We start from the raw sequence: 13,418 nt of genomic DNA on the forward strand, positions 1-13,418 counted from the left end.
GTGAGAGTAGGGGGCCTCTGCGTAACTCCTTGTATACTCAGGCTTTCAGGCTGGTTCACAATCTAGGCGCACTTTTAAAGGCATGCTGGTTGCCTGTCGAGAAAGTGCAACAACGAGTGTGGGCCAGCCTGAAAGCCCCGGAGGGCGAGATCTGAAGCGCACATCTGCTGCGCTTTGTCGCTAGGAAAGGGAACCACCCTGTCCGTCGCGACAAAACACAACAGCTGCACACTTCAGGTCTCGCTGAGCATGCAAGGAGTTACGCAGAGGCCCCCCGGAAACGGAATTGAAACAATGGGCTTTGGATAACTGATAGGGGTCGGCAATGACGGTAAAATGGCGTCTGTTGGCAAGCGCGGTGGTGTGTCTGGTGGCGATTGTCAGTGCTTTCCACTTTCTGGTGATGGAGCGCCATGGCGTACCTGACAGTGGTATCCGGGTGGTGGAGCAGGGCAATGAAGAGGGCGGTCGCGACTGGGTGATTCGGCTCTATCAGAGTGACAGTCGTCACCATTGGCAAGCCAGTGGTAGTGGTTATGACGTGGCAATTGACCGCCTGGCCAAGGACAGCTTTTCTCTCGACATCGCCTATGGCGTCAGTGGTGACGGTCGCCACAGAATCCGTCAGCAGGTGCGCCTGCACGAAGGCCCCACCTTGGTGGCGGCCTTCGGCGCCGGCCCGACAGAGGCCGGTGACACCCGGGTTATTGTTGATCGGGTGAAGTAGGCGGTGCCGGCTCGGCGTTTGCGGCATCGTCCGGAGTGCGGTTGTGCAGCATCACGGCCACCAATACGGCGGTCATCGCCAGAATCCCTGCACCAATGGCGGAGTTGGTATGCAGTGCCAGGCTGAAGCCCTCTCGGGCGGCGGCCATCACCGGCGCGCCCAGTTCCGGGCCCAACTGCGCGGCGGCACCGATGGCCCCGCCCAGGGTATCCCCGGCAGCCAGTGACAGCTCGTCAGGCAATCCCGCAGGGAGCTGCTCCAGCATATGTTGCCGGTACACGGCCGCGCCAATACTGCCGATCACTGCGATACCCAGCGCCATACCCAGTTCCGTGGCGGTTTCCGAGGTGGCCGATGCCGCGCCGGCTTTGCGTGCCGGTGCGGCGCTGACCACCATGTCGGTACCCAGAATCATCATCGGCATGACGCCCACGCCCATCACTGTCATTCCCACGATCAACAAGGGGATCTGGGCCGGACTGTGCACCAGCAGCAGGATCAGCAAACCGAAGGTTGCCATTACCAGCCCGGCGCTGACCAGTTGCCAGTGGGGCAGGTAACGGGTAAGCCGGGGAACCAGCAAAGAGGCTACGGTTTGCACCAGGGCAGGCGGCAGCATCACCAGCCCGGCCTCCAGCGGCGACAGGTCGAGGACCCCCTGCAGGTACTGGAATACCATCAGCCAGGCGCCGGACAGGGCCAGAATGGTCAGCATCATGGCCGCCACCGAGGTGCTGAAGGTGCGGATGGCAAACAGCGACAGATCAAACATGGGCTCGGCCAGCCGCCGCTGGCGACGGACAAACAGCATCCCGATAGCGAGGCCCAGAGCAATGGACAGCAGCGGCATCAGTGACACCCCGTTGCGTGCCATGTCTTTCAGACCGTAGATGACCGCCAGAACCATGGCCACCGATAGCAGGGCGCTGGTCCAGTCCTGGGCGCCGGCTTCCTCATCACGAAATTCCGGTAACAGCAGCGGGCCGCACACCAGTAGCAACAGCATGACCGGTACCCCCAGCAGGAACACCGAGCCCCACCAGAAGAATTCCAGCAACGCACCGCCCACCAGCGGACCAATGGCACTACCGACGATGAAACCGGTCATCCACACGGTAATCGCCACGGTGCGCTCCTGCTCCACCTGAAACATATTCCGCAGCAGCGACAGGGTAGAGGGCATCAGAGTGGCCCCGGCAATGCCCAGTAACGCGCGAGTGGCAATCAGCATTTCCGCACTGGTGGCAAAGGCCGCCATGGCTGAAGCAATACCGAAGGCGGTGGCCCCGGTAAGCAACAGACGCCGCCGACCAATGCGATCGCCCAGAGTCCCCATGGTCACCAGGAAGCCGGCGATCATGAAGCCATAGATATCCAGGATCCACAGCAGCTCGGCGCTGGTGGGCTTCAGATCGGCACTGAGATGGGGAGCGGCCAGATGCAGCACCGTCATATCCAGGGCCAGCAACACGGTGGGCAGCATCAGCACCGTCAGTCCCAGCCACTCACGGCGGGTGGCGGGTTGGGGGGTGGGCATAGCGTTTTCCTCGCAACAGGGCATCTTACGTCGTCGTTCCCGGTGCATCTCTTTCGACACAGGAACGGACTGAATCAACCCTAAAGTCTCAACCTGACTTGAGGTCAAGCTGGCTACGCAAGAAAGGGAGCCGGCCAGTATCGTTGCTGACAATTGGCAAAGCCAGTGTCGATTGCATGACAGTGTGGCGCCTGTCCGGGAAATAGCGGTGAGGATGACAGAATCTTGAATCTGAATGACCAACGATGCAGATCGCGTAGGGTGCACTGAGCCTCAGGCGAACTGCACCATCAAACGTCGGATCGGTGCAGTTCGCCTGAGGCTCAGTGCACCCTACGTTTTTGATATCGCATATGTCTGCAGGCCCATCGCAGTATTTCTTCACTCTACCTGCGAAGAAGAAAAGAAAAGGGCGCCTTGCGGCGCCCTCAAAGAAATTGCTCTCCCGTTATTTTTATTGTTTTGCCAGATTCAGAGTCCGCGGTTTTTCAGCCGATTGGCATGCTGGCGGAATACCGCTGTGGGGTTGGTCTCGAAGGGGCTGACCAGGCCAGCGATCTGATTCACTTCGTCCAGATGATTCATGCGGTAGTCATCGCGGATGACCAGTCCCAGGTGGCTGGAGCAACTGGACACCAGGCCATCGTTCTTCTCGCCAAGGTAAAGCAGGGCGAGCAGGCCCATACCGGCATCGCTGATATCCAGCACATTGGTCAAAGGCTTGGCGCCGGACCAGGAGTAGTAGCGCACGCCGTTATCGGCCAGTTCCGGGGCATGGCCGCAGGTGTCGTCCGGGAGGCCTTCGGGATAGTGGCTGTTGAACGCCTTGCTGCCGGCGGTGGACAGGGAATAGAGGGCAGCCAGGGAATCCTGCTCATAGCCACCACCGGAAATCAGGTCCAGAAATCCGGTTGCCGCGTTGACGATGCTGCCGAGAAGGTCGCCAGCCAGTGGCAAGGTTTCCTGTACGCCCAGCAGCACATCCGCCATGCGGGCGCCGGTATGCGGCCCAGCCACGGCGGTGGCAGACGCCACATAGTCCGGGTATACCGAGGCCACATAGCGAACGGTGGGGCCACCATGGCTGTGGCCGAGCAGGTTGACCTTTTCTGCACCGGTCGCAGCGAGGATCGCCTCCACCTGGCGAGCCAGTTGTTCGCCGCGCACTTCGGTACTGTTGGCGGCGGCCACCTGGGTCACATACACCTCGGCACCGCTACGGCGTAACTCCTCGGGAATCCGGTACCAGTAGTTATAGCCGGCAATATCATCGAAGCCGAACAGCCCGTGGCTGAGCACGATGGGGTAACGGGTTTCGGTATAGGTATCCTTGAACAGCCAGTCGAACCATCCGGCATGCGCGGGCACGCAGAGGGCTGACAGCAGCAGACAAAGGGGTAGACTTAGCGCCCGTAGCGGCGCTCTTCGGGATGAAATCATTGGCATCACCTTGTTGTTTATTGTTATCGGCGTACTGCCGGGTCTTCGCCGAGCGCTCCTTGATTCAGGAGTGGGTTTACCTTAAAGGATGCCAAGTCATAAATTAACATTAATGTTAATATTTGTTTGTTATAAGCAGCCTATATTCTGCTGTTAACTGTGCACGGCATTAAGAATAAAGTATCAGTTCCAATGGTTTCGGGTATTTTCCGGGTTGTGTCTGGTCAGCCTGGAAAATTGGGGTAAAGTAACATCAGTGTTAAGGGTGGGAAGAATGCAGTCTGATTCAGGGCAAAAGCGGCGGCGGGGACGGCCGGTCGGAAAAACCGGGGACACCCGCGAGCGGATTCTTGAGGCGGCCCGGGAGGTGTATGGAGAGCATGGCACCTATGGCACCACAGTGGCGTTGATTCTCAAGCAGGCGGATGTGTCACGCCCCACCTTCTATAAATATTTCTCCTCCGCCGTGGATGTGATTGATGAGATCATTCGCGACTGTAACGAGGACGTGGAGCGGTTGTTTGTCAAAGTGTTCGAACAGCCGCAGAAAGAGTTTTATGACTATCTGCCCATGGCCTTGAGCGGTTACCTGAACTGGGGACGCTCCAAGGGACTCTTGATGGAGGCTCGGTTTCGCGAGTTGCATGATCGCTCATCACCGGTGTCGCGGTATCGCGATGAACATAACCGGCGCATCGTTGCCATCTTGCATGACAGCATGGTGAAACACGGTCGAACCCCGCCGGGAGATCTGGCGCTAACGTCTCTGGTGCAGGGCATTGAGCATCTTGGTTATCAGTTTTGCATGCAGGCCGAACATACCGAGATGCCCCACTATATTCAGGTCATGGGGCGTTTGTGTATCGCCATGCTGGGTAACCGGCACGATTGGCAGGAGATGATGGCGTCACCCTTCTTCAGTCGGCTGCTGGGGCTGGAGGAAAGTTAACCGGGCGACAGAATCAGGGCGAACAGCACAACCAAAAGAATAACAACAAAAAGGGAATCACCATGGAAAAACGCTACCTTGTGGGTGTTCTGTTGCTTTTGTCGATGGCGGCAGTGCTGATCTGGGGAATACCGGGCGCTTCCGATCGCAACAGTCCGCCGGATTCCACCGCCGATACCGACCGCACTCGCCTGGAGGAACCCGTCGAAGCGGAGCTGACCGGTTCGACCCGCTACGACTACTACCGCCAGCGTGCGCAGGCTCTGGGGCCCGCACCGGCTTCCCTGGTTGGTACCCAGGTGGATGGCAATCTGCGGGTCACTGCCGATGGCGATCTGCTGATCAATCCTGCCATTCGCCAGGTGTTTGATTATTTTCTGACGGCGCTGGGGGAAGAGTCCCTGGACGATATTCAGGCGCGCCTGGCGGGACACTTGGCAGAACAGTTGCCATCGCAAGCCGCGCAGCAGGCCTGGGCGCTCTATGAGCAATACATGGGGTTGCGGGAAGCCATGGAGCAATTACCGGAACACGATGGCAGTGTGACGGCCATGCGCGCGGCCATCCGCCAGCGCCATGATATGCAGCAGGCCTATCTGGGCCCGGAAGTCGCCGATGCCTTTTATGGCATGGATGTGACCTACGACCGGTACATGATCGAACGGCAGGCACTGCTTGAAGAGGAAGGGCTGTCGGCGCAGCAACGCGACAGGCAGTTGAGCAACCTTGAACAGAACCTGCCGCAGGGCATGCAGCAGATGCTTTATGACACCCGCGCACCGGTATGGCTGGAGCAACGCACCCAGACGTTACGGGAGCAGGGTGCCAGCGACGCGGAAATCCGGGCATTGCGGGAGCAGACTTTCGGGACCCAGGCCGTGGCGCGTTTCGAGGCACTGGAGCAACAGCGACAAGACTGGCAGACGCGCTATGAGGACTACCGTGAGCAACGCCAGCAATTGATCAGCAGTGGCCTGTCGCACACCGATCAGCAGGTGGCCTTGGCACGGCTGCAGCAGCAGCTATTTGAAGACAAAGAATTGGCCCGGGTGCAGGCCCTGGATCGGATCAACGCCCAGACACGCTGAAGACGTTACCTGTAGGAGCTTGCCTGCAAGCAGGCTCCTACAGGCTATTCGATGGCTTTGCTTGTCATCAAAAGTGGTAACGCAGCCCGGCGCCGATCATATCGACCCCGGCATCATTATCGAAGTGCACGAACTCGCCATACAGGTACAGCTTGTCGAGCAGATCCACGGTGGCACCGACCCCGCCGAAGGCATCAGTGGATGAATCATCATCCTTGCTGGCGCCATTGCTGATATCAAGATCCGTATCCGCCACACCGGCCTTGCCGTACAAACCCACCGGGCCCAATTCGAAACTCAGCAGCCCGGCCAGGGTAAGGGCTCCGCCCTCAATTTTGGTGCCGTTGTCAGCTTCCTGCTTGCCGAAATCGTAATAGCCCACTTCCGCGCCGATCAGTTCGATGGGACGCCAACCAAGGAAGAGGGCGCCAGTGGTATCGCTATCGTCAACGTTCAGACTGTCGACCTTTTCATCTACGGAGGCGTTGTAGAGTCCGCCGCCGATATAGACGCCGCCCGCGCTGGCCAGAGGGGCCAGCGACAACAGGGCCAATCCGCTGAGTGCTTTTGCAAAGCGTTTCATGAGCATCACTCCCTAATAACGTGAGGGTCAGTATCTCCCAGTTTGATCGTTGTGAATAGCAGGCTTGTTGCTGCTTTCACGTTGGCTCGGGGTACACTGCAATGATGAAAATACCTGACCTTGATACCCTGTCCTCGATCCAGGGAGTGATCTTCGATCTGGACGGTACCCTGGCGGATTCGCGTCTCGACTTTACCGCCATTCGTAGCGAACTGGCGTGCCCGGAGGGGGTAGGGGTACTGGAATATATTCAGTTGCTCCCTGGGAGTGAGCGAGGTGCTGCCGAGCAGATTGTTCTCGATCATGAGCGCCGCGGTGCCGAGCGTGCCGAATGGATACCCGGTGCTCGCGAATGCCTGCAGTTTTGTGCCCGCCGTAACCTGCCTACCGCCATTCTCACCCGCAATGCCCGGGAAGTCGCCGACCTGACTATGTCCCGTCTGGGTATACAGGTGGATATGCTGCTGGCGCGGGAAGACTGCCCGCCAAAACCCGCGCCAGACGGCCTGTTACAGATCGCGGCTGCCTGGAGCCTCAGCCCGAAGCGCCTTGTCTATGTGGGCGATTTTCTTTATGACCTGCAGGCGGCGCGTCGCGCCAATATGATCAGCTGTTTCTATGATCCTGCACTAACCGGCCTCTACCCTGACGAAACCGATTGGCACCTTGGCGATTTTGAGCAATTCACCGAGATGCTTGCGACGGCTTGAGATATCGCTTAGCCGCCTGATTGACCTTCGGCGCCAGCAGCAGGGCAGAGGTCATGGTCGGAATCGCCATCAGGGCGTACATGGAATCGATCAGACTTACCACCAGCTTCAGTGATGCCACCGCGCCCAGCACGACCAGTACCAGATACCACCAGATGTAATGGTGCTGGTATTTTGCCCCGATCAAAAAGCCCAGGCACTTGCTGCCGTAATACCAGAAGGTGAACACGGTACTCAGGCTGAGCATGGAAACCAGCACGGCCAGAATGACTGCGCCACCATGGGGGAAGAGGTCGCCGAAAGCGTTGGCGGTAAGCGTGACGCCATCGCTTTCGCCACTTTGCCAGACGCCGCTGATCAGAATCACCAGAGCCGTGCAGGTGCACACGATGAGCGTGTCGATCACCGGCCCCAACATGGCCACCATGCCTTCTCGCACCGGCTCTCTGGTCTGGGCGGCACCATGGGCCATGGCTTCGGTACCGATGCCGGCTTCATTGGAAAACGCGGCTCGGCGAATGCCGGTGATTATCACGGCCCCGACCACGCCGCCGGCAACGGCATTGCCGCTGAAGGCATCCTCGAAAATCATCGCAAAGGCGGCAGGGATCTCGCTGGCATGGCTTGCCAGCACCACGGCGGTAAGCAGCAGATATCCCACTACCATGGTCGGTACCAGCATGCCGGTGACCTTGCCCAGCCGGGGCAACTTACCCAGAGCCACCGCCATCACCAGTAGGGCCAGCACCAGGCCCAGCATCAGGTCGAAGGTGAAATGAGCATCGGCGCTGGCCAGCCCGGCAGGGATGGCCAGGGTGTCGCGCAGCACCTGGACCAGTTGATTGATCTGGAAGATCGGCATGGTGCCCAGCAATCCGGCCACGGCAAAGAAATAGGCCAGCGGCAGCCATTTCTTGCCCAGCCCTTCGCGCACCACATACATGGGGCCGCCTTGCCACTGGCCTTCGCTGTCCTGGCCGCGAAACATCACCGCCAGGGTGCAGGTATAGAATTTGGTGGCGATACCCACCAGGGCACTGACCCACATCCAGAAAATCGCCCCGGGGCCGCCTACCGCGATGGCAATAGCCACACCGGACACATTGCCCATGCCCAGGGTGCCGGACAGCGCAGTGCTTAACGCCTGAAAATGAGAGAGCTGACCGGGATCATCGCGGTCCGGTTTGCGCCACAGCAGGCGCACGCTTTGCGGCAGGTAGCGGTAGGGCAGCAGGCGGGAATAGAGCAGGAAGAACAGACCGCCGCCCACCAGCAGGACGACCAGCGGTGGTCCCCAGAGAAAGCCGACAATCTGACCCATGGCTGTTTCGAGTTGTTTCATCGTATCCATGGGACCTAACCCTAGCATGGCGGTGCTGCGGGGTCAGTGTGAGCTGGGGAGGTTCCATGCTGGACACTGGTTATTACGGCAGGCAGTCCGTAAGCTCGGGCTGAACCGGCAACAGAATAATAACCATGCGATTCCTGCTGATTGCCATGGCCGTTGTGGCCGCTGTAATGGCATACCATCTACCTGCTGACTCCAAAACCGGAGCCGGGTTGGCCCTGTTTGTGCTGATCGGGCTGCTGTGGCTCAGCGAAGCCATTCCGCTCACGTTTACCGCGCTGCTGGTACCGGTGCTTGGCGTCGGTCTGGGGCTGGCGAATCTGGATAGCGCGCTTGCCGGCTTTGCCCATCCTGTCGTGGCCCTGTTTCTGGGAGGCTTTGCCCTGGCGGCGGCGCTGAGCGAACACGGTATCGACCGCTGGCTGGCGCAGCGGCTGCTGACCCTGGCCGGTGGCAGAGCGTTACCGGCGGCGTTACTGCTTGCAGTCACCACAGCACTGCTGTCCATGTGGATCAGCAACACGGCGACCACCGCCATGATGCTGCCCATTGCCCTGGGGCTATCCGCCCCCTTGGCTGACAGCCATCCCCGTTATCGGGTATTTCTGCTGCTGGCCCTGGCCTGGTCCGCCAATATCGGCGGCATGGCTACCCTGGTGGGCAGTCCCCCCAATGCCATCGCGGCAGCGGCGTTGGGCTGGTCATTCAACGACTGGCTGGCCATTGGTATCCCGGCGTTTGTGTTGCTGTTTCCGCTGGCCCTGCTGGTACTGTTTTACACCACTCGCCCGGAAGCCAATCTGCCAACAGTGGATGTGAAAACCATCCTGCCTTTTCCGACCAGCCCCGGCGCGATAATGACGCTGGCGATTTTTCTGCTGACGGTGGGGTTGTGGGTTTTCGGTGCCCCCCTGGGGGACAGGTTGGGTATCGAGACATCCTTTGATAGCTGGGTGGCCTGCATGGCCATTGTCCTGCTGGGGATCAGCCGTTGCGTGAGCTGGCAGCATATTGAAGCGCACGCGAACTGGGGCGTGCTTCTGTTGTTCGGTGGCGGTATTACGCTGTCCATGTTGCTGCAGAGTTCCGGTACCAGCGCCTGGCTGGCAGACGGTATCAGTCAGGCGCTACCGGCAGAGGAAACCTGGCTGGTCTATCTGATCATCGCGAGCTTCGTGATTTTTCTCACCGAGCTGGCCAGCAATACCGCCAGTGCTGCCTTGCTGATACCGCTGCTGATGCCAGTGGCCTCTTCGGTGGGCGCCGACCCGGTCACCGTTGCCCTACTGGTGGCCTTTGCCGCCAGCTGTGCGTTCATGTTGCCGGTGGCCACGCCGCCCAATGCCATGGTCTACGGCAGCGGCCATGTGCCACAGAGAACCATGATCCGCGCCGGTATCGTACTCAATCTGATCGCCGCCGGTGTGCTCGGTGGGTTGCTACCTTTGCTGCAATAACGGTTCTGCCAGCTCAGAGGCGCCGGTTTTTACAGGAGTCATGTTGGCGGGCTAACCGTTGATCAATCACGCCAGTAACCTGAGTGGAATCCATCTTTCTTTTTCACCGCAAGCTGACACACTGGAAAAAAATAACGGGGGGTTGTCATGGGGTTATCGATTATTCGACGGTTTGCGGTGCTGGTGGTGTTGCTGTCTGTGGCGCCCTGGCTTCAGGCGGATCCGGTCTGGGAAGTCAGCAAGGATGGCAAACGTATCCGGCTGGGGGCTACCGTGCATTTCCTGCGTCCGGCGGATCTGCCACCACCGGCAGCCATGCAGCAGGCCTATGAACAGGCGCAGCAGGTGTATCTGGAATCCAACCTGGCCGAATCTGCTACGCCGGCCTTTTCCCGGCGACTGACGCAGATGATGATGCAGCCGGCTGGTCGTTCCCTTGAAGACGATTTGTCCGATCCGGTCTGGCGGCAATTGCAGGACTATGCTGCCCAGGCCAACTTTCCGCTGGCCACCTACCAGGGGTTCAAGCCGGCCATGGTCTCCATGGCCATGACCGTTCATGAACTGGGGCGTCAGGGGTTTGGCCGGGGCGTGGACGAATTTTATTTCACCCGGGCCAATCAGCAAGGAAAGACGCTGGGTTTCCTGGAATCCAGCGATACCCTGCTGTCGTTCATGGCGCAGCTCAATGAAGAGAGTAGTGATGCCCTGATCGAGTCTTCCCTGGAAGGCATTGAGCACATGGACGGCATGATGGAGGAGGCCGTTGATGCCTGGCGCAAAGGCGACATGGATGGTCTCTACGCCTTGCTGGGTGCCGATGAAATGCAGACCGAATACCCAAGTATCTACCAGAATCTTATCATCGAGCGTAATCGCCAGTGGTATCCGAAAATCCAGCAGGTCATGACGGAAGGTACGCCGAATCTGGTGTTGGTGGGCGCCTTGCACCTTGGTGGGCCGGATAGCCTGCGGGTGATGTTTGAGGAGGCGGGGTATCAGGTTGTGCCCTTCATGGCGGGTGCAGAGTAGAAGGGTAGTCAGTCCGATAAGGGCCCGGCTTTGTTGCCTGTGGGGCAGCGCGATGAATGTCCGGGTCGTCGTTTTTTTGAATTTTCCAGCGCCGCCAGGCGCTGGTGTATCAAGGCTTTCCTCGGCGTCAGCGCGTAAACCCAGGTAATACAGTTTCGTCATTTCTTTGAGAGGGAATCATCGGTAGGGCCATGAGGCTTTTTCCGTGCAACGGATTGCCGTCCGTTATTGTTATGTTATAACATAACTTTAAAAGGAGGCGATCATGCCGGACGTTCCCAGTGAAAAGGCCCTGCTCGCCATGTCGGAGTGGGACTACATGGATGCTGCTCAGCAGGCATTCTTCCGTGACCGTTTGCTGGCACTGGCCAAGGACTGTGAACAGGAACTGGCCGACGCTCGACAGGCATTACAAACCCCGCCCCAGTCGGACCCATTAGATGCCGCTGCGGATGAGGAAGCCTGCCGGCACCAGCTGCGCTTCCTGGCTCGTCGTCAGGCGTTGCTGGGAAAAATCCGTCAGGCCCTGCGTCGTCTTAACCAGGGTGACTATGGCTATTGCCAGATCAGTGGCGAACCCATCGGATTACGCCGGCTGCTGGCCCGGCCCACCACGGAGTATTGCGCCGAAGTGAAAACCCGGCTGGAAGCCAACGAAAGACATTATGTCCATTCACGAACCGGATAATCCCATGACTACCCAGCAAGCGACGCCCGTGCGCCAGCTACCCGTTACCGTGCTATCGGGCTTTCTCGGCGCCGGCAAAACTACCGTCCTCAATCACATTCTCAATAACCGTGCCGGCCTGCGGGTAGCGGTGATCGTCAACGACATGAGCGAGATCAATATCGACGCGGCATTGGTCAGCAACCAGGTGTCGTTGAACCGCGCCGAGGAAAAGCTGGTAGAGATGAGCAACGGCTGTATCTGCTGCACCCTTCGCGAAGACCTGCTGCTGGAAGTAACCCGGCTGTCCCGGGAAGGGCGCTTTGACTATCTGGTGATCGAGTCCACCGGCATTTCCGAGCCGCTACCGGTGGCGGAAACCTTTACCTTCGAAGACGAAAACGGTGACAGCCTGTCTTCGGTGGCGCGGCTGGATACCATGGTCACGGTGGTGGATGCGGTAAATTTCCTGCGCGACTATCGCAGTGCCCGCACCCTGCAGGAAGGCGGTGAAAATCTGGGCGAAGACGATCAGCGAAACGTGGTGGACCTGCTGGTGGAGCAGGTGGAATTCTGCGATGTGCTGCTGATCAGCAAGACCGACCTGGTCAGCGAGACAGATCTGGAGATGCTCTGCGCCACGCTGCGGCTGCTTAATCCGGACGCTCGCATAATACCGATCAAGCACGGCATGGTGCCTCTGGATGCGGTGCTGGATACCGGCCTGTTCGATTTTGAAAAAGCCCAGCAGGCGCCGGGCTGGCTCAAGGAAATGCGCGGCGAGCACTTGCCGGAAACCGAGGAATACGGCATCAGCAGTTTCAGTTATGAAGCCCGTCGCCCTTTCCACCCGCAACGGTTCTGGGACTTTCTGCAGAAGCCCTGGCCCTACGGCACCTTGCTGCGTTCCAAGGGGTTCTTCTGGCTGGCCAGCCGCCCGCAATTTGCCGGCAACTGGAGCCAGGCCGGCGAGATCGCCCACCACGGCCCGGCGGGCCTGTTCTGGAAAACCGTGCCGGATCACAACTGGCCCACAGACCCGGAATACCGCGCCATGATCATGGAGAAATGGCAGGAACCCTTCGGCGACATGCGCCAGGAACTGGTCTTCATTGGTCACAACCTGCAACCGGAGACGACTTGCCGGGCGCTGGATGCCTGTCTGCTCACGGAAGAAGAAATGCTCGCCGGCAAGGCATTGTGGCAGCAGCTGGAAGATCCGTTCCCGCAGTGGGAGATGGCCGGATGATTGACGCAAGGACGTTGCCCAGGGCCTATGCCGCACCGGGACTGGTCATGCGCGATGATGCCGGGGTGCTCGCCGATGTGATGATGGACCCGGTGCAGGTAACCGTCTGGGATCGGCACAGCCCGATCGATCAGCAGCTTGTGCAGCAGGCATGCCGGAAGAAGCTGGCGGTAAAAAGCTGGCTGGATGTTAAAGACTTGGCGGGTTCCATCGAGCGCTTGCTGCCCGGTGAGGATTTTGCACCGCTGCGTGAGGACCTGATGTTGCTGGCGGACATGATGGCCTGCCTGTTCGGCGTGAGTGGCGTGGGGGTGCGCGTCACTGCTTTGGAAAAGCCCATGTGCCCGCGTTTCCATGTGGATCGTATCCCCGTGCGCTTGCTGTGTACCTACGGTGGCCCGGGCAGCCAGTGGCTGCCGGCTCCGTCGGTGCCTGCCGGTCTGCTGGTGCCGGGCGTAGAGCAGGAGGGCCGCTTTGCCGCCGACAGCGTGCAACAGTTGTCGGCCGGGCAGGTAGCCCTGTTCAAAGGCGACACCTGGCGGGATAATCCGGGCTCGGGCGTGGTTCACCGATCCCCGCCCGTGTCTCCCGGTCAGCAACGCCTGCTGGTCACACTGGATATATAGGACTG

At 59.4% G+C, this 13,418-nt stretch carries 13 protein-coding genes; 9 read left to right on the top strand and 4 right to left on the bottom strand.

Annotated features, from left to right (window positions below; genetic code table 11):
- The first annotated feature begins 325 nt into the window (after positions 1–325).
- Positions 326–727 carry a hypothetical protein gene (locus tag B3Q33_RS00915; protein WP_273009025.1) on the top strand — a complete coding sequence of 134 codons (402 nt, stop codon included), beginning with the start codon at positions 326–328 and terminating at the stop codon, positions 725–727.
- On the opposite strand, the gene B3Q33_RS00920 is transcribed toward B3Q33_RS00915, so the two are convergent.
- Positions 705–2,264 carry an MFS transporter gene (locus B3Q33_RS00920; RefSeq protein WP_272975041.1) on the bottom strand — a complete coding sequence of 520 codons (1,560 nt, stop codon included), beginning with the start codon at positions 2,262–2,264 and terminating at the stop codon, positions 705–707. The genes B3Q33_RS00915 and B3Q33_RS00920 overlap by 23 nt on opposite strands.
- A gap of 471 nt (positions 2,265–2,735) precedes the next feature.
- On the bottom strand, positions 2,736–3,704 hold the full coding sequence (locus B3Q33_RS00925) for a lipase family alpha/beta hydrolase (protein ID WP_272962384.1): 969 nt from the start codon (positions 3,702–3,704) through the stop codon (positions 2,736–2,738).
- 274 nt (positions 3,705–3,978) lie between these two features.
- Between B3Q33_RS00925 and B3Q33_RS00930 the strand changes: the two genes are divergently transcribed.
- Complete coding sequence (locus tag B3Q33_RS00930; protein ID WP_052042763.1) at positions 3,979–4,653, top strand: TetR/AcrR family transcriptional regulator; 675 nt, start codon at positions 3,979–3,981, stop codon at positions 4,651–4,653.
- Between the two features lie 62 nt (positions 4,654–4,715).
- Positions 4,716–5,741, top strand: coding sequence for a lipase secretion chaperone (locus B3Q33_RS00935; RefSeq protein WP_272962385.1), 1,026 nt, complete (start codon positions 4,716–4,718; stop codon positions 5,739–5,741).
- Positions 5,742–5,808: 67 nt separating this feature from the next.
- Here the strand turns inward: B3Q33_RS00935 and B3Q33_RS00940 are convergent, their stop codons facing one another.
- On the bottom strand, positions 5,809–6,324 hold the full coding sequence (locus B3Q33_RS00940; protein ID WP_272962386.1) for an outer membrane beta-barrel protein: 516 nt from the start codon (positions 6,322–6,324) through the stop codon (positions 5,809–5,811).
- 101 nt (positions 6,325–6,425) lie between these two features.
- Here B3Q33_RS00940 and B3Q33_RS00945 point away from each other — a divergent pair, with 101 nt between their 5' ends.
- Positions 6,426–7,034: an HAD family hydrolase gene (locus B3Q33_RS00945; protein WP_272962387.1), complete on the top strand. Its 609-nt coding sequence runs from the start codon at positions 6,426–6,428 to the stop codon at positions 7,032–7,034.
- On the opposite strand, the gene B3Q33_RS00950 is transcribed toward B3Q33_RS00945, so the two are convergent.
- Positions 7,009–8,385, bottom strand: coding sequence for an alanine/glycine:cation symporter family protein (locus tag B3Q33_RS00950; protein ID WP_272962388.1), 1,377 nt, complete (start codon positions 8,383–8,385; stop codon positions 7,009–7,011). The genes B3Q33_RS00945 and B3Q33_RS00950 overlap by 26 nt on opposite strands.
- Positions 8,386–8,510: 125 nt before the next feature.
- On the opposite strand from B3Q33_RS00950, the gene B3Q33_RS00955 reads away from it, so the two are divergent.
- The 5 genes from B3Q33_RS00955 (at position 8,511) to B3Q33_RS00975 (ending at position 13,413) form a co-directional block, all read left to right on the top strand.
- Entirely contained in the window at positions 8,511–9,839 is a 1,329-nt protein-coding gene (locus tag B3Q33_RS00955; protein WP_272962389.1) for an SLC13 family permease, read from the top strand.
- A gap of 147 nt (positions 9,840–9,986) precedes the next feature.
- Positions 9,987–10,871 (top strand): TraB/GumN family protein, encoded by an 885-nt coding sequence (locus tag B3Q33_RS00960; protein WP_272962390.1) that lies wholly within the window; start codon positions 9,987–9,989, stop codon positions 10,869–10,871.
- 265 nt (positions 10,872–11,136) lie between these two features.
- Positions 11,137–11,559, top strand: coding sequence for a TraR/DksA family transcriptional regulator (locus tag B3Q33_RS00965; protein ID WP_272962391.1), 423 nt, complete (start codon positions 11,137–11,139; stop codon positions 11,557–11,559).
- A gap of 4 nt (positions 11,560–11,563) precedes the next feature.
- A complete protein-coding gene (zigA, locus tag B3Q33_RS00970; protein WP_272962392.1) occupies positions 11,564–12,787 on the top strand; it encodes a zinc metallochaperone GTPase ZigA in 1,224 nt (407 codons plus the stop codon).
- Positions 12,784–13,413: a DUF1826 domain-containing protein gene (locus tag B3Q33_RS00975; RefSeq protein ID WP_272962393.1), complete on the top strand. Its 630-nt coding sequence runs from the start codon at positions 12,784–12,786 to the stop codon at positions 13,411–13,413. Before zigA ends, B3Q33_RS00975 begins: the two co-directional genes overlap by 4 nt.
- Positions 13,414–13,418: the final 5 nt, after the last annotated feature.

The sequence above is a fragment of the Alcanivorax sp. UBA3183 genome, from assembly GCF_002364155.1.
In the GTDB taxonomy this organism is placed as follows: Bacteria; Pseudomonadota; Gammaproteobacteria; order Pseudomonadales; family Alcanivoracaceae; genus Alcanivorax; species Alcanivorax jadensis.

Coding starts and splice junctions, on each gene's coding strand:
- B3Q33_RS00950 (WP_272962388.1), bottom strand. CDS start 8,385: ATGGATACGATGAAACAACTCGAAACAGCCATGGGTCAGATTGTCGGC.
- B3Q33_RS00920 (WP_272975041.1), bottom strand. CDS start 2,264: ATGCCCACCCCCCAACCCGCCACCCGCCGTGAGTGGCTGGGACTGACG.
- B3Q33_RS00960 (WP_272962390.1), top strand. CDS start 9,987: ATGGGGTTATCGATTATTCGACGGTTTGCGGTGCTGGTGGTGTTGCTG.
- B3Q33_RS00945 (WP_272962387.1), top strand. CDS start 6,426: ATGATGAAAATACCTGACCTTGATACCCTGTCCTCGATCCAGGGAGTG.
- zigA (WP_272962392.1), top strand. CDS start 11,564: ATGACTACCCAGCAAGCGACGCCCGTGCGCCAGCTACCCGTTACCGTG.
- B3Q33_RS00940 (WP_272962386.1), bottom strand. CDS start 6,324: ATGAAACGCTTTGCAAAAGCACTCAGCGGATTGGCCCTGTTGTCGCTG.
- B3Q33_RS00955 (WP_272962389.1), top strand. CDS start 8,511: ATGCGATTCCTGCTGATTGCCATGGCCGTTGTGGCCGCTGTAATGGCA.
- B3Q33_RS00975 (WP_272962393.1), top strand. CDS start 12,784: ATGATTGACGCAAGGACGTTGCCCAGGGCCTATGCCGCACCGGGACTG.
- B3Q33_RS00930 (WP_052042763.1), top strand. CDS start 3,979: ATGCAGTCTGATTCAGGGCAAAAGCGGCGGCGGGGACGGCCGGTCGGA.
- B3Q33_RS00925 (WP_272962384.1), bottom strand. CDS start 3,704: ATGATTTCATCCCGAAGAGCGCCGCTACGGGCGCTAAGTCTACCCCTT.
- B3Q33_RS00935 (WP_272962385.1), top strand. CDS start 4,716: ATGGAAAAACGCTACCTTGTGGGTGTTCTGTTGCTTTTGTCGATGGCG.
- B3Q33_RS00915 (WP_273009025.1), top strand. CDS start 326: ATGACGGTAAAATGGCGTCTGTTGGCAAGCGCGGTGGTGTGTCTGGTG.
- B3Q33_RS00965 (WP_272962391.1), top strand. CDS start 11,137: ATGCCGGACGTTCCCAGTGAAAAGGCCCTGCTCGCCATGTCGGAGTGG.